We start from the raw sequence: 23,447 nt of genomic DNA on the forward strand, positions 1-23,447 counted from the left end.
TTAATTAATTTCAACTCATTTAACTTCAACTAAGATATTGTACTTAAATCAATCGTTCTGACTGTTAGTCAGAAACGGGAATAGTGTGTTTTGCAGATTCCCAGTTCTCAACAATAGCATTAACAACACCAGAGCCAACATTGTACGCAGCTTCAATCGCTGCGCCCATTGCAGCGTAGCCTTCACCAGAGCTTTCAAGTTTCAAGTTTTGCGCAGCACTTAACGAAGGCGGTTGCATGGTAAAATTACTTGCCGTTCTTAAAATCATCAAACGATCTTTATCTACCAAGCCAGCATTATCTAAATACGTTAAGCTTTGAAGTGTAGCAGAGTCTTCCATGCCTGATGTGACGAAGTTACCTTTGCCTTGCGTCCAGTAAGCTACCCATTCGTTAGCCCAAGTATTAAGTTTTTCCCCGTGCCAGAAAGTAGACGCAGATAAATGTGCTCCCATAGACACACTAGGAAGTGCTTTTGCATTGGGTGAGAGAGTATATTTTGCTCTTAGCATATCCATTGCTTCATTGTTTAAAAGCTTGGTGTCTTTTGTAAGAGAATAGGCCCATTTTGCCAATGGTAGGTTAAGCGTGTAAACCTCACCATTTGGGCTGTTATTTACGTCAACTAACTCGGCGTTTTCATAAGGTTCATGAGTAAAAAGAGGAAAGTAACCTGTTGGCCACTGTGAAGGAATTTCTCTTGCATCAATGTGATGTGCAAGGTCACCATCTACAACGTAATCGGTCCAAATAGCACTTCCAATAGTATTGTCGGCTGGGTCGACACCCGCGATGCCTGCTACTAGCCAATAGGCTTTTGACAAGTCGAAACGAGGGTCGAGCCCTAGCGCCATTATTGCCGCTGAAGCACGCGCAATGCCCATACCCGTTACTATGCCAATTACGCCCGTTTCAGTGTTTGCATACACATCGTGAAAGCCATGGGGCAGTGGGTATTTTGTTGTGAGGTTTTGACGGGCTTTCCACAACTGAAATTCGCCGGGTGCGTCGCCTTCATCAGCGCCAATTTCAAACATACTCACCACTACCACTTTAACTTCCATCGGCTTTTCTTCGCCATTAGCGTAAGCATGAGTAGATAAACAACTTATGACTAAGCCTATGAAAGCAGCCAATATAGTCGATCTACGAAAAGCAGAATTGCGGCTTTTTTTAGCAATACTCAATAGCGGCTGCTGTGAAACGTGGTGAATGAAATAGGGTAGAGGCATAAAATACTCCTAAAAAAAGAGCCCAGATATAAAAGCTGAGCTCTTTATTAAACGTAATTTGAATGAACGATGATATCGCGCTTCCAAGAATTATAGGAAGCGTAATGCCATTCATACGCTAAGCATACTTAGAATGAGTAAGTAACTTTAGCATTAAAGTGACGCGGTAGTTCAGGAAGAACGATTTGGCTACCGAATAGATCAGGGAAGTTAGAACGGAAATAACGTTCATCAGTTAGGTTTTTAACGGTTAAGTTAAATGACCAGTCTTCAGCCTGATAAGATAAGCCAGCATTCACTAGCGTGTAAGCTGGTAGTGTCACTGCAGCAGAGAAACCTGATGCTACTTCTTCAACATCTACCACGCTTACGTTAGCCGCATAACCATTTTGGAAATCATAAGTCGCTGTTAGCGTATAGATGTTTTCAGGGATACCTGCTTTACGTCCATCTGTATTATTAAAGCCTTCACCGATAAGGTTAAGACCAATCACGTTACCACCGAAGATCAATGAAGGATCTTCAAGGTTCACTAAGTCTTCAGCACCCAAGAAACCAAACTGGTTACCATTTTCAAGTGCTGTAAGGTTAATTACCTTAATGTTGGTGTAACCTGCAGATACAACAAGGTTGTCGTTTACTACCCAACGAAGTTCAAACTCAGTACCTTTGTTGTTGGTGGTATTATTAGTTACCGTGTTTTGCGCGTTAAAATCGGTACGTTCCTGTTCAAACGATGAAAGCGCAAAATACAATGTGTCTTCTAACAGCGAGCCCTTTACACCAAACTCGATGAGCTCAGACGTATCGAACGCACTGCCGTCGCCAAGTTGACCAACGCCAATTTCTGCACCTTGACCTGCAACAAGTGTGGCTTGCTCTGCGGCGGTTACATAAGGAATAAGGCCAAACTCGAACTCGTATGAAAGGCTCGCGTTCCATGACCATCCGTCTACTGTCTCTTCAGCGTAAACTGGCGTTTCATCACCTGTAGCTCCTAACAGAAGGTCGGTACGTGATGTACTTTCAATATCAATCGTGTCGTAACGCAAACCTAGTACTAGATTTAATCCCCAGTCCCAAGTTAAATCTGTCATTGCAGCAACACCTAGATCTAGATAGTTACCTACGTCATAGTTATCAAAGTTCTTACCTGAGCGGGTAGATAACAAACGACGATCCAATGCTGAAGATGGCATAGTCAGGTCGCGACGGTTGAAGTATTCGTAAGTGAAATCATCACCGTGCTCGAAATCAGTGTAACGAACAGAAGGAGAGAATTGAAATTGTGCTAGTAGCCCGTCGTTTTCATACTCTGTAGCGAAAATTAGCTTGTCTTCAATAACCCAACTGTCGTGGAACTGTGAGAAACCGTAAGCATTTTCGTTAATGTTGTCGTATGCATCATAGAAGAACTGATTGCGGATTTCCCAGTTATCCGTGTAGTAAATCGTGTCAAAATACAGCGTAATGGCTTCGTTACCAAGCTGATCATCAGGCGCTACCAACACTTGGTTTCCACTAAGGGTTGTTGTGCCCACATTTTGCAATTGCATTAACGCTGTTGCTTCGTCATCCGTAAAGCTAGATGCTGGAACGTAGAAAAAGCTTTCACCGGCAATGTTTACAGCACCGTACTCTTCGTGGCTAATTTGGCCGTCGCCATCCGTATCCAGTGGCTGTGCCGTACCAGTAATATAAGTACCATCGTCAACTAGTTCTTGGGTTAGACGGTTCCAACCAGCAACTTGGTTGCCGTCGTAGTCGTGGTACATACCACCAAACTCGAAGCGAAGGTTGTCGGTAACATCAATGTTAAATGATGCTTGTAATACCGTTTGGTCAGTTTGCGTATTGTCGTAATAGCTGTCTGAATTTTCTAGCTCGCCGTATATGTAGTAACCCATTTCTTTGCCAGCGACGCTAGTCGGGCCGCCAACCTCTGCGGTTAAGATGCTTTTATCCCAAGAACCAGTAGTGTAAGACAATGCGCCAGTAGGTGCATCTAGGTACTGGCCGCCAGAAGCGCGTGCAGATTTAGGGTTAAAGTTTAGATAACCACCAATTTTAGATGGGCCATAAATAGGTGATGCAGGGCCACGTACAATGTCGATACGGCTTGAAGCACCGATAGGCGTAGGGTAGTTACCTGGGTTATCTAGGCGCTTAACGCCACGGAAGTATGTTTCACCCGGTGTACCACGTACGTCAAGTGAACCAGCAACACCAAAGAAAGACTGGGTGAACGTGCCTGGCGCAAACGCTACTAGTTCATCAATATCAGAAACGTTAAAACGTTCCATTTGCTCTTGAGAAATAGTAGATGCTGAACGGGGTGTTTCAAGAATAGATTTACCAAAGCCAAATACTGACTCTACGTCTTGGCCTGGAAGACTGCCAAGCGAACCTGTTACTTGGATCTTCTCAACGTCTTTTTCTTGTACCTCTGTATCTTCCTGAGCAAAAGCTTGTGACGAAAGCGCGACCGCAGTGGTCATCGCAAACGCTTTTGCAAGAGGAGATAATTTGAATGTAGTGTTTTTCATGGTTTCCTCATTATTTTTAGTTGCCCTTTTTTAGGGCTTTGTCAACGCACTATTTCTATTGCGCCTTGCTGTATACAAGAGGTTTAGCAGGATGGGTGCCAACTTCCTAACCAGTTGGTCAACTTTTAACCTGCTCTTAAGTTGCTGAATTATATGGATTTAAAAATATAATGTTGTTCTTATATTGTTATTATTATGTTAACGAGTGAGGTTTTTCTTATTTTTGCACCTTTGCAGTGATTTCTATCGTGGTTTTGCACTATAAAGAGCAGGGCGAAGTACTTGGCGCTGCTTTATACCTAATATCGCTTTACGGGGTGAAGTCGCTGAGTTATTGCGATTCTCTTTAGTACGCTTTCTTACCTCTAAAGAAGCGGGTTTTACCGAGTTATCCAAAGCTTCACTCGCATTACCTTCTGAAAGTTGATTGCCGGTGGCGGCTAAAATTTCTGACTTCTCATTTGCGGCTTTTTTCCCGGGAAGCATTAAATCTAAAATGACCGCCGTAAGTCCTGCTGATGTAACAGGGGAAAGGAGAATATTTTTAAGCCAATTAGGGAGTTCGGCTAAGGCTTCGGGTACCATCATTACCCCAATTGCCATACCAAGGGCGCATGCCGTAACTAAACTGCTGCGTCTATCCAAGGCGTAGCTGGCAAGAAGTTTGAGGCCGCCTACTGCAACCATGGCAAACATCACTAATGTTGCGCCGCCTAAAACAGGCTTAGGAATAGCCTGCAGCACACCACCCACAATTGGAAAGCAGCCAATAAGAACAAACAGCGCAGCAACAAAGAAGCCCACTTTACGGCTAGCAATGCCAGTTAGCTGAATAACTCCATTATTTTGGCCAAATGTGGTGTTTGGAAACGTGTTGAACATGCCGGCAAGTAAAGAGTTGACGCCGTCACCTAAAATACCGCCCTTCACCCGCGCAAAATAAACTGGGCCGCTTACAGGTTGCTTGCAGAAAAGGCTGTTTGCCGTGAGATCGCCCGCTGTTTCTATAGCACTGAATAAGTAGATTAGCGCAATGGGTAAAAACAGGTTGATATCGAATGAGATGCCGAACGCAAACGGCGTAGGAATAGCAACAATAGATAAAGAGGCAAGGCCGCTAAAATCAAGACCTTTTGTGAACCCAACATAGGTAGCACCTATTGCCATGCCAATGAAAATAGCACTTAAGCGTAGCCAATGATTGTGTGAGGCGTTTAAAAATACAATAACAAGCAAAACACCAAGGCCTACCGCTAGGTTGTCAGTACTCGCAAAGTCTGCAGCGTGAAAACCTCCTGCAAGGTCTGTCATACCTACATTGATCAAGCTAAGCCCTATGGCCGTGATCACAATACCCGTAGTTAAAGGGGTAATGATACGCTTAAGTTTATCTACAAATAGACTGAACACTACCTCAACAAGCGCACCTGCCATAGTAAGTCCAAACAGCAATGCTAAGATATCTTCGGCCGTACCGCCATTTGCTTTAACTTGATTTCCCGCCAGAATTAGCGCGCTAATAAACGCAAAGCTGGTACCTTGAATGGCTACCAAGCCACTGCCTACTGGTCCAATACGTTTTGTTTGAATTGCTGTGCCAAGGCCGCTGACAAACAGCGCCATGCTGATAAGGTAAGGCGTATATTCGGTAAGACCTAATGTTGATGTGACGATAAGTGTTGGTGTAATAACGCCAACAAAGCTGGCTAATAAGTGCTGGAACGCCGCGGTAAGAGAGGGAAGAAAGGCCGGGCTATCATGTAAGTCGTAAAGTAATTCGCTGTGATTTGAAGACATGAGCAATTTTTCTTGATGACAGTTGCTCATTGGTTGCAAGATATTGACCAATTGGTCTGCTCGTAATTGCCGCTGTATCACACTGTTTTTAATAATGAATTTATAATTCCTATATCTTGATGGATAAAAAGGATGAATGGGTAAGCCCCAATTTGGTGCTTAAACAAAAAAATGCGCTAAATTAGCGCATTTTTTCAAGAGAGATTCGAAGGCTTAATTTAAAGCGTAACGCCTTCATCTAGCGTGACAAAGATTGAGTGACGTACTTCATTGTACATGGCACGTGAGCAGTGGCCTTCACCTTCGGTATCTTCCAGTAACAGCACGTCGCCCGCCCCAAATACATGGCGTTCTCCGTTTGATACTGTAAATTCCGCACGACCTTTTATAATGAAAAGTAGTTGTCGTGCGGGCGCAGGGTGCCATTTGAAATCATAGTCGGCAGGTGTCTCGCGAAAGATTATTTTATCTGCACCAAATTTCTCTGAAAGCATACCGATTGGACCACCGTCTTTTAGCGCTATTTCAACCTCGCCAAAGTGGCTTTTGCCCGCTTCATCGTTGTAAATCCTTGTTATTTTCATTATCGACCCTTGTTTAAGACTGTACTGATTTGAACATTACGCGTGCTTGAGTTTGCCTATGGTTTTATAAAGCACCGACAAACTGGCAGCCACATCCTCATGGGTAATAGACTCAGCTGGGTGATGGCTTATACCACCCTTACAGCGCGTGAAGAGCATGGCTACTGGGCAAATATCTGCTATAGCCATGGCATCATGACCAGCACCTGAAGCAAGAATTCGCGGTGCTATACCGCTTTCTTCAACACCGCGAACTAGCGCTTCTTTCAACTGGCTATCGCAATGTACCGCAGGCGCACTATGGGTTTGCTCGCGGGTAAGTGTTAACTGCCTAGCTTGCGCAATGCCATCAAATTTTTGCAATATTTCTGCCAATACTGAATCGCGTAAATCATCATCTTCGCTTCTAATATCAAGAGAAAATCGCGTGCGACCAGATATCACATTTACGCCGTTTGGTGCATTCTCAATCTTACCTACGGTGGCCACTACGCCGGGGCGTTGCAAGCTAATGCTCTCTACCGCTAGTAACATTTCTGCACTTGCGCATAGGGCGTCACGACGCATAGACATGGGCACAGTACCGGCGTGTCCAGCCATACCTTCTACCGTAAAGTTAAAGCGCTTAGCACCTGCAATAGCACTTACTACACCCACAGGCAGGTTTTCTTGCTCTAAAACAGGGCCTTGTTCAATGTGAAGCTCTAAGTAGCCCAGAACACCAGTGGGGGAAATAGCCGCGCTGTTAACCGCATCGAAACTAAGCCCAAAGTTAGCCATGGCTTGCTCTAGGCTTACACCGTTTTCATCTTTTAAGTGACGCCATTGCTCTTGCCATTTGCCGGTTAGCGCACGGCTACCTAATAGCGTGGTGCCAAAACGCGTGCCTTCTTCATCACAAAAACCCACAATGTCGATGTGGAAAGGGAACTTAGTTTGTGTGCCGTCAAACATAGCAACCATCGAGATAGCAGCAACTACGCCCAGCATTCCGTCGTACTTTCCGCCGTTAGGCACGGTGTCCAGGTGACTTCCTAGAATTAATCGCGGTGCATTAGGCACACCTGAGGTATAGCGCCCCCAAATGTTGCCAACGGCATCTTGCCACGTGGTCATGCCTGCCTCAATCATCCAGCCAGACGCCAGTTGATTGGCAAGCTTGTGCTGCTCGGTTAAATAGCGCCTGTCTAGGCAAGTTGGGTCTTGGCTTAAGGTGCCTAACGTTTCGCACCTTGCCATTACCTGGGTCGCTAGTTCAGTAAATTCTACGAATTCACCCATTCGCAACTCCCGTTGCTTTAGCCTCAGCATAAACGCTAAGTGCAGCGTCTACTCCTTTGCCCGCAGGTAGCGCAAACCCTTGCATGCGAAGTACGGTTTCAAGCGATTGGAGTGTATGCAGTACGGCATCTTCTCTAGCGTTGTAGCCCATAGTACCAATGCGCCAAATCTTACCTTTTAACGGTCCAAAGCTGGTGCCGATTTCAATATTAAAGCGCAGCAGTAGGGTTTCGCGTACTTCTTCGCCGTGAACACCATCGGGAATATGAACACCTACCACGTTGTACATTTTGTGCTTAAGGTCACCGAATGGTTCAAGCCCCATAGCCTGTATACCGGCAAGCATAGCGTCACCAGCCACTTTATGACGAGCGATTACGTTTTGCTGACCTTCCTCTAAATGCACGCGCGCACATTCACGCGCACAGTAAAGCATACTGGCCGCCTCGGTATGGTGGTTTAAGCGCTCTTCGCCCCAGTAATCCATGATCATGGGTAAATCGAAGTAGTTAGAGCGAATCTTTGGGCCGCGCGCCGCCTCGTGATGGGCATCGCGAATACCGGCTTCAACGTGATGGCGAGTTCGCACGGTTTTCACAAACTTGTCGCTAAGGGTAATAGGCGCACTGCCTGATGGACCGCCCAAGCACTTTTGAAGGCCAACTGATACTGCATCTAACTTCCATGCATCAACATCCAGTGGATTTCCACCTACTGACGCCGTTGCATCGCAATAAAACAAGACGTCGTTCGCCTCACAAATGGCGCCAATATGCTCAAGCGGTTGAAGCATTGTAGTAGAGGTATCGCCCTGTACTATGGCAAGCAGCTTGGGCTTTACTTCTTTTACCGCCGCTTCAATTTGCTCAGGCGTAAATACTTCACCCCAAGGTACTTCAATGGTGTGTACGTCAGCGTCGGCACGTTCTGCAATTTCAGCTAGTAAATGTCCGAAGCGCCCGAAGATAGGTACAAGGACTTTGTCGCCTGGCTCTATTGCCGATACTAAAACCGCTTCAATACCCGCGCGCGATGTACCGTCGACCAAAAAGGTTTGCTGGTTTTTGGTATTAAAAACATCGCGATAAAGCTGCATTGTCTCATTCATATAGCCAGTCATCACCGGGTCGTACTGGCCCACTAACTGGGTAGACATAGCACTTAGTACGCGTGGGTAGCAGTTAATTGGGCCCGGGCCCATTAGCAAGCGAGGTGGTGGATTAAGTGGCGCAAAAGTACTTGTAGACGCTTCTTTATACATTGGGGCACTCCTAGATAAGCACTTGCGCTAGCATGCGCAAGCCAGTGATGATGAGAACAACAGCGAAGATTTTCTTAAGTAAACCTGCGTCTAGCTTGTTGGCAATGGTCGCGCCCACTGGTGCAAACAAGACCGTTAGCGGAACAATGCAGGCAAAACCTAACAAGTTTACGTAGCCGTATGTTGCGAAGGGGGCGTCAGCAGGTGTGGTTCCTACGAATAACAACGTAAGTGCCGCAGGTAGCGAAATAATTAAGCCTACCGCTGCAGCAGTTCCCACAGCTCTGTGCGCTGGGTAATTGCAAAAAGTGAGTGTAGGCACGGTTAGCGTACCGCCACCAATACCCACCATAGAGCTAAATAAACCAATACACGTTGCCATTACTGACTGACCTGCACGGCCCGGTAGCCCTTTAAATAGCGCATCTTTTTTGCCAATAAGCATATTAATGGCTGATAAGGTTGCGATAATGCCAAACAGCAGGGTAAGGAATGTTGGGTTCACCACGGTTACCGCATAGCTTCCCGCAAGTACCCCAATTAAAATGAATACTGCCCACGCTTTTAGCAGCGCAAAGTCAACGTTGCCTTTACTGTGGTGAGCGCGAATAGAACTAACCGAAGTAGGCACGATAGTCGCAAGCGATGTGGCCGTAGCAATAACCATGGCACTCTCAGGCGACACGCCAAGCGCTTGAAATAAGAAAAACAGTACCGGCACAATTACAATGCCGCCACCTACGCCAAGCATACCAGCTAGTATGCCGGCAAATACGCCCGTTCCTGCGAGCGATAATATAACCGTTAGGTTATCCATTAAAAACTGCATGTGATTTCTTTCTCTCTAACAATTGTTGCTTTAGCGAATTTGTAAGCGTCGAGCTGTTGCAGATGCGCCCATGTAGGCGCATCCAAGTTAACGCGGTTTAGACAACACCCCAGTTTGAGGGGCGTTAATTGACGCAGGTTAGCCTGTGCATGCTAATGAACGCGTCTTAACGTTATATTTAGCTGTAAGCACGAATCTAGCGATGACCCAAGTAAGCTTTACCGTCACTTCGTGGGTCGCTCGCGCCGCTTACGGTGCCTTCTGTGTCCCGAATAATCGCCCCAGCGTGACCCATAAGTTCGTTGCAAGGGTCTACCGTCACCATATCGTGGCCCCTTGCCAGTAAGCTCTCGCCCACATATTCAACTAGGTCTCGCTCTGCTTTTAAATTGTGACTTTGATCACCCCAGGTTCGACCAAGCAACCAGCGGCCAAGAGAAATCGCTTTGTCGATAGGCTGTCCGTGGTAAATATGTCGGGCGAAAAGTGCAGCCTGAGTCTGGGGCTGACCTTCACCGCCCATGGTTCCGTAGCTCATGCGGCGTCCGTCGATAAGTTCTGCAAACGCTGGATTTAAAGTGTGGAATGGTTTCAACCCCGGCGCTAAATATTGATTACTGTTCGGGTCTAGCGAAAACGAGGTGCCTCGGTTATTCCAAACGATACCCGTTTGCGGGCTTACTATTCCCGAACCAAATTCCCAATAAAGCGATTGTATGTAGCTGACCATGCGCCCTTCTGAATCGCAGCAGCCCATCCAAATGGTATCACCGTGCTTGGCTTCATGAGGCCATGGCAGAGCTTTGTCTAACGAAATGTTTTTTACCATCTCATCAAGCACGTCATGGCTTAGTAGGCTTTGTAAACTCACCGGCGTGCGAGATGGGTCGGTTACGTTTGCGTTACGGGCAATAAAGGCTTGTTTCGTACACTCAATAAGTAAGTGCACCATGTCGGCGTCGGTATTGCCTAAATGCTGAACTCTGTCATAAAGCGCTAAAATAATAAGCGACGCGACACCTTGGGTTGGTGCAGGCAGGTTATAAAGCTTGCCTTTGCTGATAGATACTGACAATGGCTCAACAATCGTTGCTTTATAATTGTTGAAATCTTCAAGGCGAATGGGGGAGCCTGCTGCTTCTAAATCTTCAGCCAGTTTTGAAGCTAATTCACCGTGGTAAAAATCACCCAGCCCTTTTTCCGCCAAGTGTTTTAAGGTTTCAGACAGCTTTGTCAGCTTTAAAATTTTGCCTTTTTTAAGCGCCTTACCTTTAATTAAAAACTGGGCGAAGTTCTCATCGGCGCTTAGCTCGTCGAAGGTTTTGTTACTGGCATCAACTAAACTTTGAGTAACTTCAATTCCCCAATTTGCTTGGCTTATCGCAGTATCGAACAATGTGCTTAAGGGCAAACCACTTTGCCATTCGTGACTTATCTCAAGGGCAGCTTTCCAACCGGCAACGGCGCCGGCCATTGTTAATGCAGACTTACCGCCTCGGCTAGGGATGGCATCGCATCCTTCGTAAAAAGATGGCGTTGCACCTTTTGCTGCTACGCCAGATGCGTCAATACCAATAGGCTTTTTGCCTGGCTCACTAATTAGCCAAAACCCATCACCGCCCATACCGTTCATGTGCGGGTATTCAACCGCAATAGAGGCAGCAGCCGCCACCATAGCTTCAATCGCAGTACCGCCTTTTTCTAGTATGTTTAAACCCACTTGCGATGCAGCAAAGTGAGGGGCAGTAAACGCGATGTTTGGTTTTTCACTCATATTTATTTCCTTCTAAAACTCAGCAACCACGCCGTCAGCTTGAGCCCTAGTTAGACAAGAGCTAGGTAAATTGACGCGCATTTAGGTCTTACTTCCGCTTTCTACTTTCAACTTGAGTGCGATAGTGCGCTTTATGCCTTATTTAAGTGCGATTTAACTGTGACTCAAGTAAGACCAGCACACTGTGCACGTTTAGCGAGAGGTTAGCTTTTTTGCCAACGCGAGAAGTGCAAGATCGTTGCCTTTTTTGCCCACAAGCGATAATCCGCACGGGGCGTTGTGTAGGGTAAACAACGGCAAATGAAGCTGAGGTAAACCTGCAAGCCCTGCTATAGCAGTAAGTGCAAGCAAAGCGTTTCTATCATTTGCCAGAGTCGTTTCATCAGCATCGCAACGAGGTGCAATACCGGGTGTTGTGGGAATAACCAATACATCTATTTTTTCAAAGAGCGCATTTAAATGATTTATTACCACGGTTTGTTGCGCTTTAGCGTGTTGTATATCTTGGGTTGTTATGGTTTTACACCAATCTAAGCGCAACATAATGTCGTCAGCGATATCGGGTTGAGTATCTTCAATCCATTCGCCATGTTGCTGCCAAATTTCACCGCCTTGTAAGGTGCGAAATGTAGCGGCGGTTTCTAACGTATTTAAATTTAGCTGTGCTTCTGACAACTCAATACAGTCGCTGTATTCAGCAAGCGCCGAAAGCCAGGTTTTGCATAGCGAATTGTGAGCTGTTTGTTCGAACAAATGTGCTGGTATACCAAATTTTGGTGCTTCTGATATTGTGCTTTGCGTAACGCTATCTATGCAAACGCTTGCAACCTTAATTAGCGTGTCTAGGTCTCGGGTCATCCAGCCTACAGTATCAAAAGAGGGCGCAAGTGCTACCATATTATCACAAGTGACTGCCCCATGGGTGGTGCGAAGCCCCCATAATCCTTGGTAGCTAGACGGTACGCGTATAGAGCCACCTGTATCGGTACCAAGGCCAATGTCGGCAAGGTGGGCGCTAACCGCCACCGCAGAGCCCGACGAAGAACCACCCGGAATATGGGCCGGTGCCACGGGGTTTACCAGAGCGCCGTAATGCTTATTTTGCCCATGTAAGCTATAGGCCAGTTCATCGGTAATGGTTTTACCTTTAAACGAGGCACCTGCTTTAAGTATATTCGCTACACAACTATTGGTATTTTCGGGTATTGAGTGCGTTGCCAACCAATCTGGGTTGCCTGCTGCTGTCGGCAAACCGTGAATATGAAACAAATCTTTCACAGCAAGGCCTAATCCGCTAAGGGGCTTTACTTCACAACGCGCGACCGTTACACCTTTGGTTCCCCATTGGCTTGCTGCACTATTTGACGAAGACGCCTTGCCTTCACAGTTACTAGTGCCACCAAAGTGTTTTTCAAGATCTTTAATTGCCTGTGTGAACTTTGTATCACAGGACTTTATTACAAAAGGAGAGCTCACAGCGCGTTACTTATTTAATTATTGTTTCTTTATTTATGATGACTTAATGAAACAACTGTTTCATAAGAAAGTCAAGAGAAACGATTGTTACTTTTCAATGTGTGACTAAGCGCCATCCCATCGCATCAACCGATATCTAAATGAAAAAGTAACCCTAATCGGTAAAACGGCGGGTCGAGATTTCTAAAACAAATGACGAGGGTTCGTGAAATTAACTGGCGTCAAGGCTTGACGCCAAAAACAAAAATAACTTCAAAGCCAATAAAAAGTAGTATTAGAAACCTTGAGGCGTTCTTTTCAGAAAATCAACTTCGTCAGGGGTGGACTCGCGTCCAAGGATCTCATTTCGGTGGGGGTAACGCCCGAACCTTTCAATAACTTGTTGATGGCGTTTTTCAAACGTAAATTCCCGCTCTAATCCTTCTTGAGAAAACAGCTCCATTGCCACATCGTGAATAGCTAGAGATTCACTGTGCATAAATGGCATGTAAAGAAAGGCAAGTTGTTGCGGTGTTAGCACTTTGTCGGCTTCTACGCTTACCGCTTCTTGAGCAAGCACTAGTGCGATACTGTCGGCACCGAATGCGTCAGGATGGCCACGATAGATGTTTCGTGAAAATTGATCGAGAACAATAATTTCGGCTAGTCTGCCTGTTGCCGTAGCACGCCAAGGCCAAAGTTCACCGCGCACAGCAACTGCTCTCAATTGAGAAAACCGTGAAGCAATAGTTTTGTCCAGTGCGGCATCCTCCTCAAACCATTGTTCAGGCGATAATTCACCAAACCAAAAGTCAAGTACACCGTTTGCTTCTTCCATGACCACTTGCGTTTTCTCCATTTCAACCTCAACAACACGCTTACAGCAATAAAATTTAAGCCACTAGGGCCTAATCTTCTTTTTATTAAAAAAAATTCATTTTTTCTTGCAAAATAACAATATTCTGCTAAAGCATTCGCATAGTATTGCTTAAAAAGTGTTTCAAGGGAAGTATTAACGCTTTGGGCTTTCTAGTTCATCCATCTCAATGTAGATATCAGTAATGGCGTCGACACGGTCGGCAGCCTTGCTACCTAAAGCTTCATAAGTCAGGTTACATAGTGATGCCACCAAACTCATTGGCGCAGCGTAGCTATCAAAAGGAGAGTCGCTGCCGATGTGGGTTATAACAAAGTGGTCGACATCGTTTCGATAACCTTGGCCAGTAGGGTCGGTTATAAGTACCGTTTTGCAGTGCTTAATGTTGTTTAGAACAAACTTGAATTGGCGGGTCCTGCGACGGAAGCCGAAGAGCACCACTAGGTCGTTTTCAGTGAGATCAATTAGATCTTCGCTTAGGGTCTGCCCAGGCTGGGGCAACACGCGAACAGATGCCCTAATTTGTTTAAGCTGCTGTCTAAAATGAAGGGCAATAGGGTAAGCGTTGCGAAACCCAATTAAAGTAACCTGATCTGCTGAGGCAAGCAGTTTCGCGATATCTCTTAATGCCTCGGGTGATGTACCTTCGAACGTATTGGCTAAATTTTTACTATCATTCTCATGCTGTAAAACTCTGCTAGAGAGGTTTACCACAGGTACGCCTTGCTCTCGTAGTTGCACTAATGCGTCTTTTGCTTGCTGGTGCGACTCGAAGCCTAGCTGACGAAAGAACCGACTTACAGTAGCTTTTGACGTTCCTGTTTTTTCGGCAATAAGTGATGTGGATTGGCTTAACACGGCAATGGGGTTTTGCTGAATATAATGCGCGATGGATTTGCCCGAAGGCGACAACGCGGCATAGTGTTTTTCGATCTGTTTTAAAACGTCGCTAGGGCTACTTTTTGTCATTGGTATCGCCTTATACATCTTGTGCAATTATTTCACGACTTTTGTTCGATATACAAACACAACGTGAAATCTACCAAGCAATTCCACTGAAAATTACCAAGGGTTACGAACATAAAAGCGAGAATAACGAATAAATAGGTCATTTAAGGCCGACCTTCACACTTTATTTATCGAAACTAAATTTAAAAACTTTAAAGCCAATAATGGTTTACATAAACGAAGCGTTGTATTGGGCTAAAGTTGCAGCTAATTAATTCTTCAAGCCATACATTTTGGCACTACACTTTCATACATACTAAAGGTAAAAATTCACGAAAGTGTCATCAGTTAGTAATTATTTTGTTGGCTTAGCTGTTTTTTCAGGTACACCAGGTTCAGTGGAAAGGCCTACAGCGAGTTCAGCGTGGTCTAAAGAAAGAGGTGAGTTGTGGCAAAGCTGTGGTCTGAATTGATCTTGCTATTTGTAGCAGTTCCTTTTGCCGTTCTTTACTGGATTAAGCATTTTGCAGATTATCTCATGCCTATCTTAGGGGTGATGGGGCTTTGCTGTTTGGCTGTCTTGTTAGCAGATAAACAATTTAAACGTATTAAATTGTGGCATTGGGAAGATTATCGAATACATTTTAAAAGTACGCTCAGGCTATTTTTGCCGTGGGCGAGTTTACTCGCGCTTGTGGTCTACTTTTTAAAACCCGAGCTGTTTTTGCATTGGCCTATGAATCAGCCATGGATGTGGGTAGCGACTTTGCTGATTTACCCCATAGTGTCAGTTATTCCTCAAGAGATTATTTTTCGTACCTATTTCTTTCACCGCTACAAGCGTATTTTGCCTTCCAAATACGCGAGGTGGGCGCTAAGTACTTTTCTATTTGGGCTAGCCCATTTGGTATATGGTAACTGGATTGCAGTCGTAGTTTCTTGGATTGGCGGTGCTATTTTTGGCTACAGGTACATGCATACAAACTCAACGCCTGTTGTGGTTATTGAACATGCCATATGGGGAAGTTTCTTGTTCACCATTGGGTTGGGATCTTATTTAGTTATTGCTTCGTAATCATTCCTATTAATAACAATCACGCATGAACACCAAGGAGTCGGGTTATGTTCAGTGCTTTGCAAACTTTGCTAGCAACAATCGCAGATAAGTGCTTAAAGAATAGTTTTTTTCCCAGCGGCGTATCCTTTGGCAACCCCTTTACACAAACTCTGCTTCAGCAAGATGATGACGCTGGTGCGATAACTAGCTTGTCGAGCGCTCAGTCGTTGCTCTCGCAGCTGTGGGATAGTTTTATTTATCGTTTGCCAGGCATGGCGCTAGGCATAGTTATTATGGTGGCGTTCATCCTTTTAGCGCCACACGTAGCAAAGGTTTTAGTTAAACCGTTAACGCGTACTACCACATCTCCGCTTTTGCGCTCGGTAATTCAACGAAGCGTCAGCTTGCTTTTAATACTACTGGGTATTTATCTGTTTTTGTTTTTATCCGGGCTTACCGGGTTTGCCATTGCGGTAGTGAGCGGTACCGGTGTCGTTGGGCTTATTCTTGGTTTCGCGTTTCGCGATATTGCAGAGAACTTTATTTCAAGCCTTCTGCTTACCATTCAACGCCCGTTCCGAATAGGCGATATAGTACAAATTAATGGCTTCACCGGCATTATTCAGAAAGTGACGGCACGTGCGACAACGCTGGTGGATTTTGACGGTAACCACATACAAATACCCAACGCGACTATTTATAAAGGCGTGATTAAGAACTTAACAGCTAACCCGCTTATGCGGGGCCATTTTGTTATTGGTGTGGGTTATGACGCCGACATACAAGATGCACAGCGAATTGCCCGAGAAGTTACAGCAGAGCAAGCCAATGTTTTGAGCGACCCTGAACCGCAAATTCTTATTGATGAATTAGGCGCTTCTACTTACAACGTAAAGGTTTACTTTTGGGTAGATGTAGAGAAAACAAGCGTGCTAAAAATGGCTTCTGTGCTAATGCGTAATATTACGCAAGCGTTCTTAGACGCGAATATTAGTATGCCTGATGATGCTCGAGAGCGTATATTTCCAGAGGGTATGCACCTTAGCATTGAACAAAACGAACAGTCAGGCTCGCAATGCCGAGAAGAAAACGGCTCACAACTAAGCCAAGAACAAAACCAAGAACTAGGCCAAGAACTAAGCCCCCAAGACGGCGAAAGCGCATCTACAGGGTTATCTGGTGGAAAAGAATCTTCTCGTGAAGGCAATGTTAATGATGCAACCGTTGATAGCAGTCGAACTAAAGACAGCGAAAGCGCTGCTAATAATAAGAGTCAGGGTAAGAGTCGGAATAAGAGCCAGAGCAAGAACCCGTTAGGTCACAGTGCCGCTGGCGATTATACAGTTGAGCCTAACGGTACTACCGAACCAAGGAACGGGCACGAACAAAAAAATAGTCAAACCGATGATCACTTAAGCAATGAGCACAAAGAGAATGGCCAACAACAAACATCAGGTCAAGATGACGTATCATCAGAAGCACATGAAATAAGAGAGCAGGCTCGCAAGTCGAGAGACCCAGAAGCTGGGGAAAACATTTTGTAGCAATGTAATTATGTTGGTTTAAGCGGCAAGCGGGTAGCTCTGCCCGTTAAACTGGTGGTACTGGTGAGAGGTTACACCTGCCCAGAAAACCTTGCCACAGGTTAACATGGGCTTTCATAGCGCGACTGTACTCATCAAAACCGGCTTGTGATTGCTGCCTGATATAGTTTTTGAACTCTTCATGTAACGAAGGCTGTTTAAGCCAGTCTTCCCACAAGGGGGCTAGCTTGTAATGGTACTGGTTTACCAAGCTTCCTACAGGCTGTATTTCTTCAATAAAAAATAAATAAAACACGTTGCGCAGTATTTTGGCTTTATCACTCGCCCGGCCTTCCGGGCAGCTTACGGCATCCAGTTCAGCGGTTAGCATGTTAGTTAGTAAAGAAAGGTTTTGCGTTAACGTTTGCTGTGTATGCCAAAGCGTAGCGGGTAATCGAGCTGAACGTATAATTTGTAGTTGTTGTTCTAACTCGCTGCTGTCGATAAGGCTTTCATCACTGCTAATCGACTTCTTATCAAAGACCTTATCGCTAGCGCTTACATTATAGCCGCTAGAAGCGTTGACTGCGCTTTTCTCTTTCGCCGCTTCAGTTTTAGAAAGGCTTTTTGAGTTCGACTCGTCATAAGAAAATTGCATACTGTTCAAACTGCTTAAGTAAAACAGCGCATTAACGCTAGAAAGAGCGTCTTTATTACTTTCAACGGAAAACAGGCGTTCAGGTGTATTTAGCGCCAATCGTAATTCTTGGCTTCCTTGGATAAGGTTCGCCCAGGTTTTGCTGTAATCTTGTGACTTTTGTTCACGCCACGAAGCAATGGTTTCGGCCAGTGCCTGATTGTTTTTAGCCACGTTTTTATTCGTACTTTCATTTGGGCTTTGACCTGCACTATCACCTGCACCGCTACCTCCCGTTAGTGCTGCTTCACAGCTTTTCAATACGCTAAGCAGCTTGCTTTCATAAGCTAGTCTTTGAGACGGTAACTGGCTTTTTCCCAACGAAGTATTGCGCTCGGCAACCACAGTGCCTAGCTCACAATCTTGCAGCGCATAAAACTCGCGCAAGTTAATGCTAACACCCTCTATAGTGTGTTTTAGCGTGGCCGAGTCGGCCAGTTTAGGAAGTGGGGTAGTGATCTTGTCGTTGAATGTATCGGGTAGGGGTTTGTCTAGTACTCTAGAAAGCCGTTCTGCATAATCTTCAATACTCTGCTTTACCGTATCGCCTCCAAAGCATCCGAACAAGGTCACTAAGCCAGCGCTAAAAACGCCAATGCGAAAGAGCTTTGTAAATTTACCGCCGCTTATGCCCATACAATCCGTGCCGTAAGTATGTTTACTTTCAAAGACGCAGGCCCTTTTATCCCCATAGCCGCAGGCGCTTTTAAATCGGAAAGGCAGGTTGCGTAAAGCCTTCATGCTGATGCACCAGTATGAAGGCCACGGCCACCGTCAACATAAATGATTTGCCCGGTGATATAGGGTGCCGACACTAAAAACGACAGTGTATTAGCAATATCTTCAGGTGTACCTAATTCGCCCAATGGGATGCTTGATAGCAGTTTGTCTTTTTCTGCATCATCCATTTCCCGCTCTGGCCATAAAATGGCGCCAGGGGCGATACCATTTACACGTATGTTAGGGGCTAAGTCTATAGCTAACGATTGGGTAAGCGAAGCTAACCCAGATTTAGCGATTAAATAAACGCTATGTTTTGGAAGCGGCCGGTCAATATGCATATCGACCATATTGATAATGCAGCCCTTGTTAGCTTGTAAAGCGGGGGCGAGCACTTGTGATAAAAACAGGGGGCCTTTTAGGTTGCTTCCTACTAGCGACTCCCAATCATTTTCTGAAATATCACCCACAGGCGTAGGGTAAAAGCTTGATGCATTGTTTACTAACACATCTAGCTGACCCCATACATCTAGCGCATTTTGACCTAGCGCGTTTACCTCGTCTGAATCACAGAGATTAGCTTGCAGGCAGGTGGCAGAATCCGCTCGTTGATTATTTAACTTTTCAGCCAACGCAAAAGCATCGTCTTTAGAATGCCCATAATGAATGATAACGCGATAGCCTTCACTGTGAAGCTTACACGCCATAGCGGCACCTATTCGTTTAGCTGCCCCAGTAATCAGTGCAACAGGATGCGCTACAGAGCCTGAATTCGTCATAATAAAAGCTACTCTCTATTTTAAATCGTTTGGCGGTTATAAGGCTTGTGTACTGCGCTTTTTTAATGCCTGTAGATGTCTTCTAATATTTGTTCGGCTTGCGCAATATAATGTGCGCCGAATAATAACCCGTGATTTAAAATATGGTAAAGCTGGTAAATTGGTTTTCTTAACGCGTAATTTTTTTCAATTGGCGTGTGCTGGCGGTAGCCATCAAAGAAGGTGTCAGGGAAACCACCAAACAGTTCAGCCATAGCAAGGTCAGTTTCACCGTCGCCAACATACACGGCAGGGTCGAACAAAACGGGTCCTTTTTTGTTGAAGCCTGCGTTACCCGCCCATAAATCGCCATGAAGCAGCGCAGGGTGGGGTTGATGTAAGCTTAATAAGTGTTTTATTTTCGTAACGATATTATCAATATCGCCGTTATGTTTTGTCCATAGCCCATTCAATGCCAAGCGCTCTAACATACTGCCAATGCGTTTTTCGGCAAAAAAGTCGGCCCACGATGCCATGCGCCCGTTGGTTTGCACGCTGGCGCCTATGAAGTTGTCGTGGGGCCACCCATAGCTGGTGTAAGCGTTAACGCTATGTAGCGCAGCAAGCTGTTGCCCTAGCGTAAAATAATCGCTTACGGCAGGCTCAATAAATCGAATATGAGAAAGTACTAAATACTCCATATTGGGCGATTCGTTAGCTGTAATACCGTGACAAATAAGCTTAGGCGTACAAATGGTTTGTGTGTTGGCAATAGCAGTAAGCCCTTCCGCTTCATGGGAAAGTTGCTGGGTGTCGTCGTAGCGCCTCGTTTTTACAAAATACCTGTGAGTCTCATCTTTTATGATGTAGCTTTCGTGAGTGTCGCCACCGCTTACGCGCTCAGCCTTCTGGCAGCTAAAAAATTGCTGTGTCTCATCTGAAATATGCTCGCTAATAAAATGCCACATATTACATACTCTGCTTAGTTTAATGCTTAAGGCCAAGGCGGGAAGGGTGTTTTGCAACTATTGGTCTAATGCAAATTAAAGCTTATGCAAGGGGCTTGCTTATTCACCGTTATCGCCTTCAACTAAAGTATGGGTTAAAAATGGTGAAATGCATAAATTACGACATCAAATCTCACTAAAAACCTATTCAACATATACAAAGGCGCACTAATTAGTGAATTAAGGCTTTTCAATATTGAAGTTGACCATACACTAGTTATAATCCACCACTTGCTTTAACACGGCTTGATTTATAAAAGCTTATTAAACAAGCGCAGCGCGTGTGTTCTACTGTTACGCCAACTTAGATAACTAACGTAGACCGCTAACGTGTATTAGCTAAGCAAGTTTCGAGTGCTAAGAAGCACGATTAAATTTATTAAATGAATGCATGTGGCGCAGAGTAGGCGTCACCACTGTAAAGGAATTAAAATGCCTGTAATTACCCTTCCTGATGGAAGCCAACGCGCTTTCGATAACGCTGTTTCTGTATTAGACGTTGCAAACGACATTGGCCCTGGTTTAGCCAAAGCAACCATTGCAGGGAAAGTAAACGGTGAATTAGTTGACGCCGTTGATATGATTGACGCGGACGCACAACTTCAAATTATTACTGCAAAAGACGATGAAGGGTTAGAAATTCTTCGTCACAGTTGCGCGCACTTGTTAGGTCACGCGATTAAACAGCTTTGGCCTAACACCAAAATGGCTATCGGCCCAGTTATCGACAACGGTTTCTATTACGACGTTGATATGGAAGAAAGCCTAACCCAGGAAGACTTAGCCAAACTAGAAAAGCGTATGCTTGAACTGGCTAAAACCAATTACAACGTGGTTAAAAACAAAGTGAGCTGGCAAGAAGCACGCGATGCATTTGAAGCACGCGGCGAAAGCTACAAAATGGAAATTCTTGATGAGAACATCAGCAAGGATGACCGCCCAGCACTTTACCACCACGAAGAATACACAGATATGTGTCGTGGTCCTCACGTACCAAACATGAAGTTCTGTCACCACTTTAAACTAATGAAAGTGGCAGGCGCTTACTGGCGTGGCGACAGCGACAACAAAATGCTTCAGCGTATTTACGGTACTGCCTGGGCTGACAAGAAGCAGCTTAAGTCTTACCTACAGCGCTTAGAAGAAGCAGAAAAACGCGATCACCGTAAAATTGGTAAAGCCTTAAACCTATTCCATTGGCAAGAAGAAGCGCCAGGTATGGTGTTTTGGCACAACGATGGTTGGTCAATTTATACAGAACTAGAAAGCTTCGTACGTAAGAAGCTTCGCGAATACGGCTACGATGAAGTAAAAGGCCCATTAATGATGGACCGTACGCTTTGGGAAAAATCGGGTCACTGGGACAAGTACGCTGAAAACATGTTCACTACTGAGTCTGAAAAGCGTGAATATGCGGTTAAGCCGATGAACTGTCCAGGGCACGTACAAATTTTCAACCAAGGTTTGAAATCGTACCGCGACCTACCGCTTCGTATGGCTGAGTTTGGCTGCTGTCACCGTAACGAACCATCAGGTGCACTACACGGCCTAATGCGTGTTCGTGGCTTTACGCAAGACGATGCTCACATTTTTTGTACAGAAGAACAGATCCTAGAAGAGGTAAGTGGCTGTATTAAGATGGTGTACGAGACATACGCTGCGTTTGGTTTTGAAAATATTAAAGTTAAGCTGTCTACTCGCCCAGAAAAGCGCGTAGGTGCTGACGAAATTTGGGACAAATCAGAAGCTGCGCTTGCAGATGCACTTAAGGCCAACGATATCGAATTCGATTATCAGCCAGGCGAAGGAGCGTTTTACGGGCCGAAAATTGAGTTTACCCTGCACGATTGTTTAGACCGTGCATGGCAGTGTGGAACCGTACAGCTAGATTTCTCAATGCCAGGTCGTTTAGGCTCTACCTATGTTGCTGAAGATGGCGAGCGCAAAGTACCGGTAATGATTCACCGCGCTATTTTGGGTTCATTAGAACGCTTCATCGGTATTTTGACCGAAGAGTTTGCAGGCTTCTACCCACTTTGGTTGGCACCTCAGCAGGTTGTAGTAATGAACATTACTGACAAACAAGCTGATTACGCATCAAATTGTGTAAAAAAACTGCAAGATTTAGGGTTTAGAGCAAAGTCTGACTTGCGAAATGAGAAGATCGGCTTTAAAATCCGCGATCACACATTGAAGCGTATTCCATATATGCTAGTTGTGGGCGATAAAGAAATGGAAGCGGGCGAAGTAGCAGTGCGCTCTCGTCGCGGTGACGACCTAGGCAAAATGCGCCTGGAAGACTTTATTGCCATGGCTCAACAAGAAGTTGTAGAAAAGACAATTAAATAGTTGAGCAATTTGTGTATAATGCACAAGTAAGGTGTCTGCTTTTGGTTTTACTTTAGGTCAATCGACCATCCCAGAAGCAGACAAAAGAATTAAATGTTTGGAGGAATAGCACATTAAAGGCGCTAACAACAAGGCTCAGGGCGACAAAGCCCGCATTAACGATGAGATTAAAGCCAGAGAAGTAAGATTAATTGGCAAAGACGGTGAACAGGTTGGTGTGGTTTCGCTAGCAGATGCTACGCGTGCCGCTGAAGAAGCGAGCCTAGATCTAGTAGAAATCAGTCCAAATGCCGAGCCGCCAGTCTGTAAAGTTATGGACTATGGCAAATTCCTCTTCGAAAAAAGTAAAGCTCAGAAAGAGCAGAAGAAAAAACAGAAGCAAATTCAGGTCAAGGAGATTAAATTTCGCCCTGGCACTGATGAAGGCGATTACCAGGTAAAACTGCGCAACCTGCGTCGCTTTCTTGAAGGTGGTGATAAAGCCAAAGTTACGATCCGCTTCCGCGGTCGTGAAATGGCGCACCAAGACATCGGTATCGATCTACTAAATCGCGTTAAAGGTGATTTGGAAGACATCGCTACCTGCGAGTCTTTCCCACGTCGTGTGGAAGGCCGCCAGATGATCATGGTGCTAGCCCCAAATAAGAAGTAGTAACGGTCTAAAGTTTTAAGGAATCTGCACCCTTAAACACCTTGCTGCTAAACATTAGCCGGTATGAAGTGACTGCAACACGAAAAATACCGATATTAAAC

General features: G+C 45.2%; 18 protein-coding genes. 4 read left to right on the plus strand and 14 right to left on the minus strand.

Going from position 1 to position 23,447, the window contains the following annotated elements:
* Positions 1 to 64: 64 nt before the first annotated feature.
* The 11 genes from ACXAFM_RS16855 to ACXAFM_RS16905 all read right to left on the minus strand — a co-directional run bounded on the left by ACXAFM_RS16855 (position 65) and on the right by ACXAFM_RS16905 (position 14,604).
* A complete protein-coding gene (locus ACXAFM_RS16855) occupies positions 65 to 1,231 on the minus strand; it encodes a purine nucleoside permease (RefSeq protein ID WP_474835403.1) in 1,167 nt (388 codons plus the stop codon).
* 128 nt (positions 1,232 to 1,359) lie between these two features.
* On the minus strand, positions 1,360 to 3,777 hold the full coding sequence (locus ACXAFM_RS16860; RefSeq protein ID WP_474835405.1) for a TonB-dependent siderophore receptor: 2,418 nt from the start codon (positions 3,775 to 3,777) through the stop codon (positions 1,360 to 1,362).
* A 243-nt stretch (positions 3,778 to 4,020) separates the two neighbouring features.
* Positions 4,021 to 5,574: a uracil-xanthine permease family protein gene (locus tag ACXAFM_RS16865; protein ID WP_474835407.1), complete on the minus strand. Its 1,554-nt coding sequence runs from the start codon at positions 5,572 to 5,574 to the stop codon at positions 4,021 to 4,023.
* Between the two features lie 218 nt (positions 5,575 to 5,792).
* Complete coding sequence (locus ACXAFM_RS16870) at positions 5,793 to 6,158, minus strand: AraC family ligand binding domain-containing protein (protein ID WP_179983035.1); 366 nt, start codon at positions 6,156 to 6,158, stop codon at positions 5,793 to 5,795.
* A 36-nt stretch (positions 6,159 to 6,194) separates the two neighbouring features.
* The gene (locus ACXAFM_RS16875) at positions 6,195 to 7,439 is read right to left on the minus strand and encodes an allantoate amidohydrolase (RefSeq protein WP_474835409.1); all 1,245 of its coding nucleotides are present in this window, start codon (positions 7,437 to 7,439) and stop codon (positions 6,195 to 6,197) included.
* The gene (locus tag ACXAFM_RS16880; protein WP_474835410.1) at positions 7,432 to 8,700 is read right to left on the minus strand and encodes a pyridoxal-phosphate-dependent aminotransferase family protein; all 1,269 of its coding nucleotides are present in this window, start codon (positions 8,698 to 8,700) and stop codon (positions 7,432 to 7,434) included. Before ACXAFM_RS16880 ends, ACXAFM_RS16875 begins: the two co-directional genes overlap by 8 nt.
* A 10-nt stretch (positions 8,701 to 8,710) precedes the next feature.
* The gene (locus ACXAFM_RS16885) at positions 8,711 to 9,529 is read right to left on the minus strand and encodes a sulfite exporter TauE/SafE family protein (protein WP_474835412.1); all 819 of its coding nucleotides are present in this window, start codon (positions 9,527 to 9,529) and stop codon (positions 8,711 to 8,713) included.
* Between the two features lie 196 nt (positions 9,530 to 9,725).
* Complete coding sequence (locus tag ACXAFM_RS16890) at positions 9,726 to 11,303, minus strand: gamma-glutamyltransferase family protein (RefSeq protein WP_474835414.1); 1,578 nt, start codon at positions 11,301 to 11,303, stop codon at positions 9,726 to 9,728.
* A 192-nt stretch (positions 11,304 to 11,495) separates the two neighbouring features.
* Complete coding sequence (locus ACXAFM_RS16895; RefSeq protein WP_474835416.1) at positions 11,496 to 12,779, minus strand: amidase; 1,284 nt, start codon at positions 12,777 to 12,779, stop codon at positions 11,496 to 11,498.
* Between the two features lie 274 nt (positions 12,780 to 13,053).
* On the minus strand, positions 13,054 to 13,617 hold the full coding sequence (locus ACXAFM_RS16900; protein ID WP_474835417.1) for a DUF924 family protein: 564 nt from the start codon (positions 13,615 to 13,617) through the stop codon (positions 13,054 to 13,056).
* Between the two features lie 153 nt (positions 13,618 to 13,770).
* Complete coding sequence (locus ACXAFM_RS16905) at positions 13,771 to 14,604, minus strand: MurR/RpiR family transcriptional regulator (RefSeq protein ID WP_474835419.1); 834 nt, start codon at positions 14,602 to 14,604, stop codon at positions 13,771 to 13,773.
* A gap of 427 nt (positions 14,605 to 15,031) precedes the next feature.
* On the opposite strand from ACXAFM_RS16905, the gene ACXAFM_RS16910 reads away from it, so the two are divergent.
* Positions 15,032 to 15,658, plus strand: a complete 627-nt coding sequence (locus tag ACXAFM_RS16910) for a CPBP family intramembrane glutamic endopeptidase (RefSeq protein ID WP_474831116.1) — start codon at positions 15,032 to 15,034, stop codon at positions 15,656 to 15,658.
* Positions 15,659 to 15,705: 47 nt separating this feature from the next.
* Positions 15,706 to 17,184: a mechanosensitive ion channel family protein gene (locus ACXAFM_RS16915; protein WP_474835421.1), complete on the plus strand. Its 1,479-nt coding sequence runs from the start codon at positions 15,706 to 15,708 to the stop codon at positions 17,182 to 17,184.
* Positions 17,185 to 17,230: 46 nt separating this feature from the next.
* Here ACXAFM_RS16915 and ACXAFM_RS16920 read toward each other — a convergent pair whose 3' ends face one another.
* The 3 genes from ACXAFM_RS16920 to ACXAFM_RS16930 form a co-directional block, all read right to left on the minus strand.
* On the minus strand, positions 17,231 to 18,496 hold the full coding sequence (locus ACXAFM_RS16920; protein WP_474835570.1) for a DUF3080 family protein: 1,266 nt from the start codon (positions 18,494 to 18,496) through the stop codon (positions 17,231 to 17,233).
* A 101-nt stretch (positions 18,497 to 18,597) separates the two neighbouring features.
* A complete protein-coding gene (locus ACXAFM_RS16925) occupies positions 18,598 to 19,359 on the minus strand; it encodes a pteridine reductase (RefSeq protein WP_474835422.1) in 762 nt (253 codons plus the stop codon).
* A gap of 62 nt (positions 19,360 to 19,421) precedes the next feature.
* Positions 19,422 to 20,306: a fructosamine kinase family protein gene (locus ACXAFM_RS16930; protein WP_474835423.1), complete on the minus strand. Its 885-nt coding sequence runs from the start codon at positions 20,304 to 20,306 to the stop codon at positions 19,422 to 19,424.
* A 471-nt stretch (positions 20,307 to 20,777) separates the two neighbouring features.
* On the opposite strand from ACXAFM_RS16930, the gene thrS reads away from it, so the two are divergent.
* Together thrS and infC are read left to right on the plus strand one after the other, a co-directional pair.
* Entirely contained in the window at positions 20,778 to 22,694 is a 1,917-nt protein-coding gene (gene thrS, locus ACXAFM_RS16935) for a threonine--tRNA ligase (RefSeq protein ID WP_474835425.1), read from the plus strand.
* Positions 22,695 to 22,806: 112 nt separating this feature from the next.
* Positions 22,807 to 23,346 (plus strand): translation initiation factor IF-3, encoded by a 540-nt coding sequence (gene infC, locus ACXAFM_RS16940; RefSeq protein WP_179985174.1) that lies wholly within the window; start codon positions 22,807 to 22,809, stop codon positions 23,344 to 23,346.
* Positions 23,347 to 23,447 lie beyond the last annotated feature (101 nt).

The sequence above is a fragment of the Alteromonas sp. ABD4_190 genome (genome assembly GCF_056160105.1).

Coding starts and splice junctions, on each gene's coding strand:
- ACXAFM_RS16855 (WP_474835403.1), bottom strand. CDS start 1,231: ATGCCTCTACCCTATTTCATTCACCACGTTTCACAGCAGCCGCTATTG.
- ACXAFM_RS16860 (WP_474835405.1), bottom strand. CDS start 3,777: ATGAAAAACACTACATTCAAATTATCTCCTCTTGCAAAAGCGTTTGCG.
- ACXAFM_RS16865 (WP_474835407.1), bottom strand. CDS start 5,574: ATGTCTTCAAATCACAGCGAATTACTTTACGACTTACATGATAGCCCG.
- ACXAFM_RS16870 (WP_179983035.1), bottom strand. CDS start 6,158: ATGAAAATAACAAGGATTTACAACGATGAAGCGGGCAAAAGCCACTTT.
- ACXAFM_RS16875 (WP_474835409.1), bottom strand. CDS start 7,439: ATGGGTGAATTCGTAGAATTTACTGAACTAGCGACCCAGGTAATGGCA.
- ACXAFM_RS16880 (WP_474835410.1), bottom strand. CDS start 8,700: ATGTATAAAGAAGCGTCTACAAGTACTTTTGCGCCACTTAATCCACCA.
- ACXAFM_RS16885 (WP_474835412.1), bottom strand. CDS start 9,529: ATGCAGTTTTTAATGGATAACCTAACGGTTATATTATCGCTCGCAGGA.
- ACXAFM_RS16890 (WP_474835414.1), bottom strand. CDS start 11,303: ATGAGTGAAAAACCAAACATCGCGTTTACTGCCCCTCACTTTGCTGCA.
- ACXAFM_RS16900 (WP_474835417.1), bottom strand. CDS start 13,617: ATGGAGAAAACGCAAGTGGTCATGGAAGAAGCAAACGGTGTACTTGAC.
- ACXAFM_RS16905 (WP_474835419.1), bottom strand. CDS start 14,604: ATGACAAAAAGTAGCCCTAGCGACGTTTTAAAACAGATCGAAAAACAC.
- ACXAFM_RS16915 (WP_474835421.1), top strand. CDS start 15,706: ATGTTCAGTGCTTTGCAAACTTTGCTAGCAACAATCGCAGATAAGTGC.
- ACXAFM_RS16920 (WP_474835570.1), bottom strand. CDS start 18,496: ATGGGCATAAGCGGCGGTAAATTTACAAAGCTCTTTCGCATTGGCGTT.
- ACXAFM_RS16925 (WP_474835422.1), bottom strand. CDS start 19,359: ATGACGAATTCAGGCTCTGTAGCGCATCCTGTTGCACTGATTACTGGG.
- ACXAFM_RS16930 (WP_474835423.1), bottom strand. CDS start 20,306: ATGTGGCATTTTATTAGCGAGCATATTTCAGATGAGACACAGCAATTT.
- thrS (WP_474835425.1), top strand. CDS start 20,778: ATGCCTGTAATTACCCTTCCTGATGGAAGCCAACGCGCTTTCGATAAC.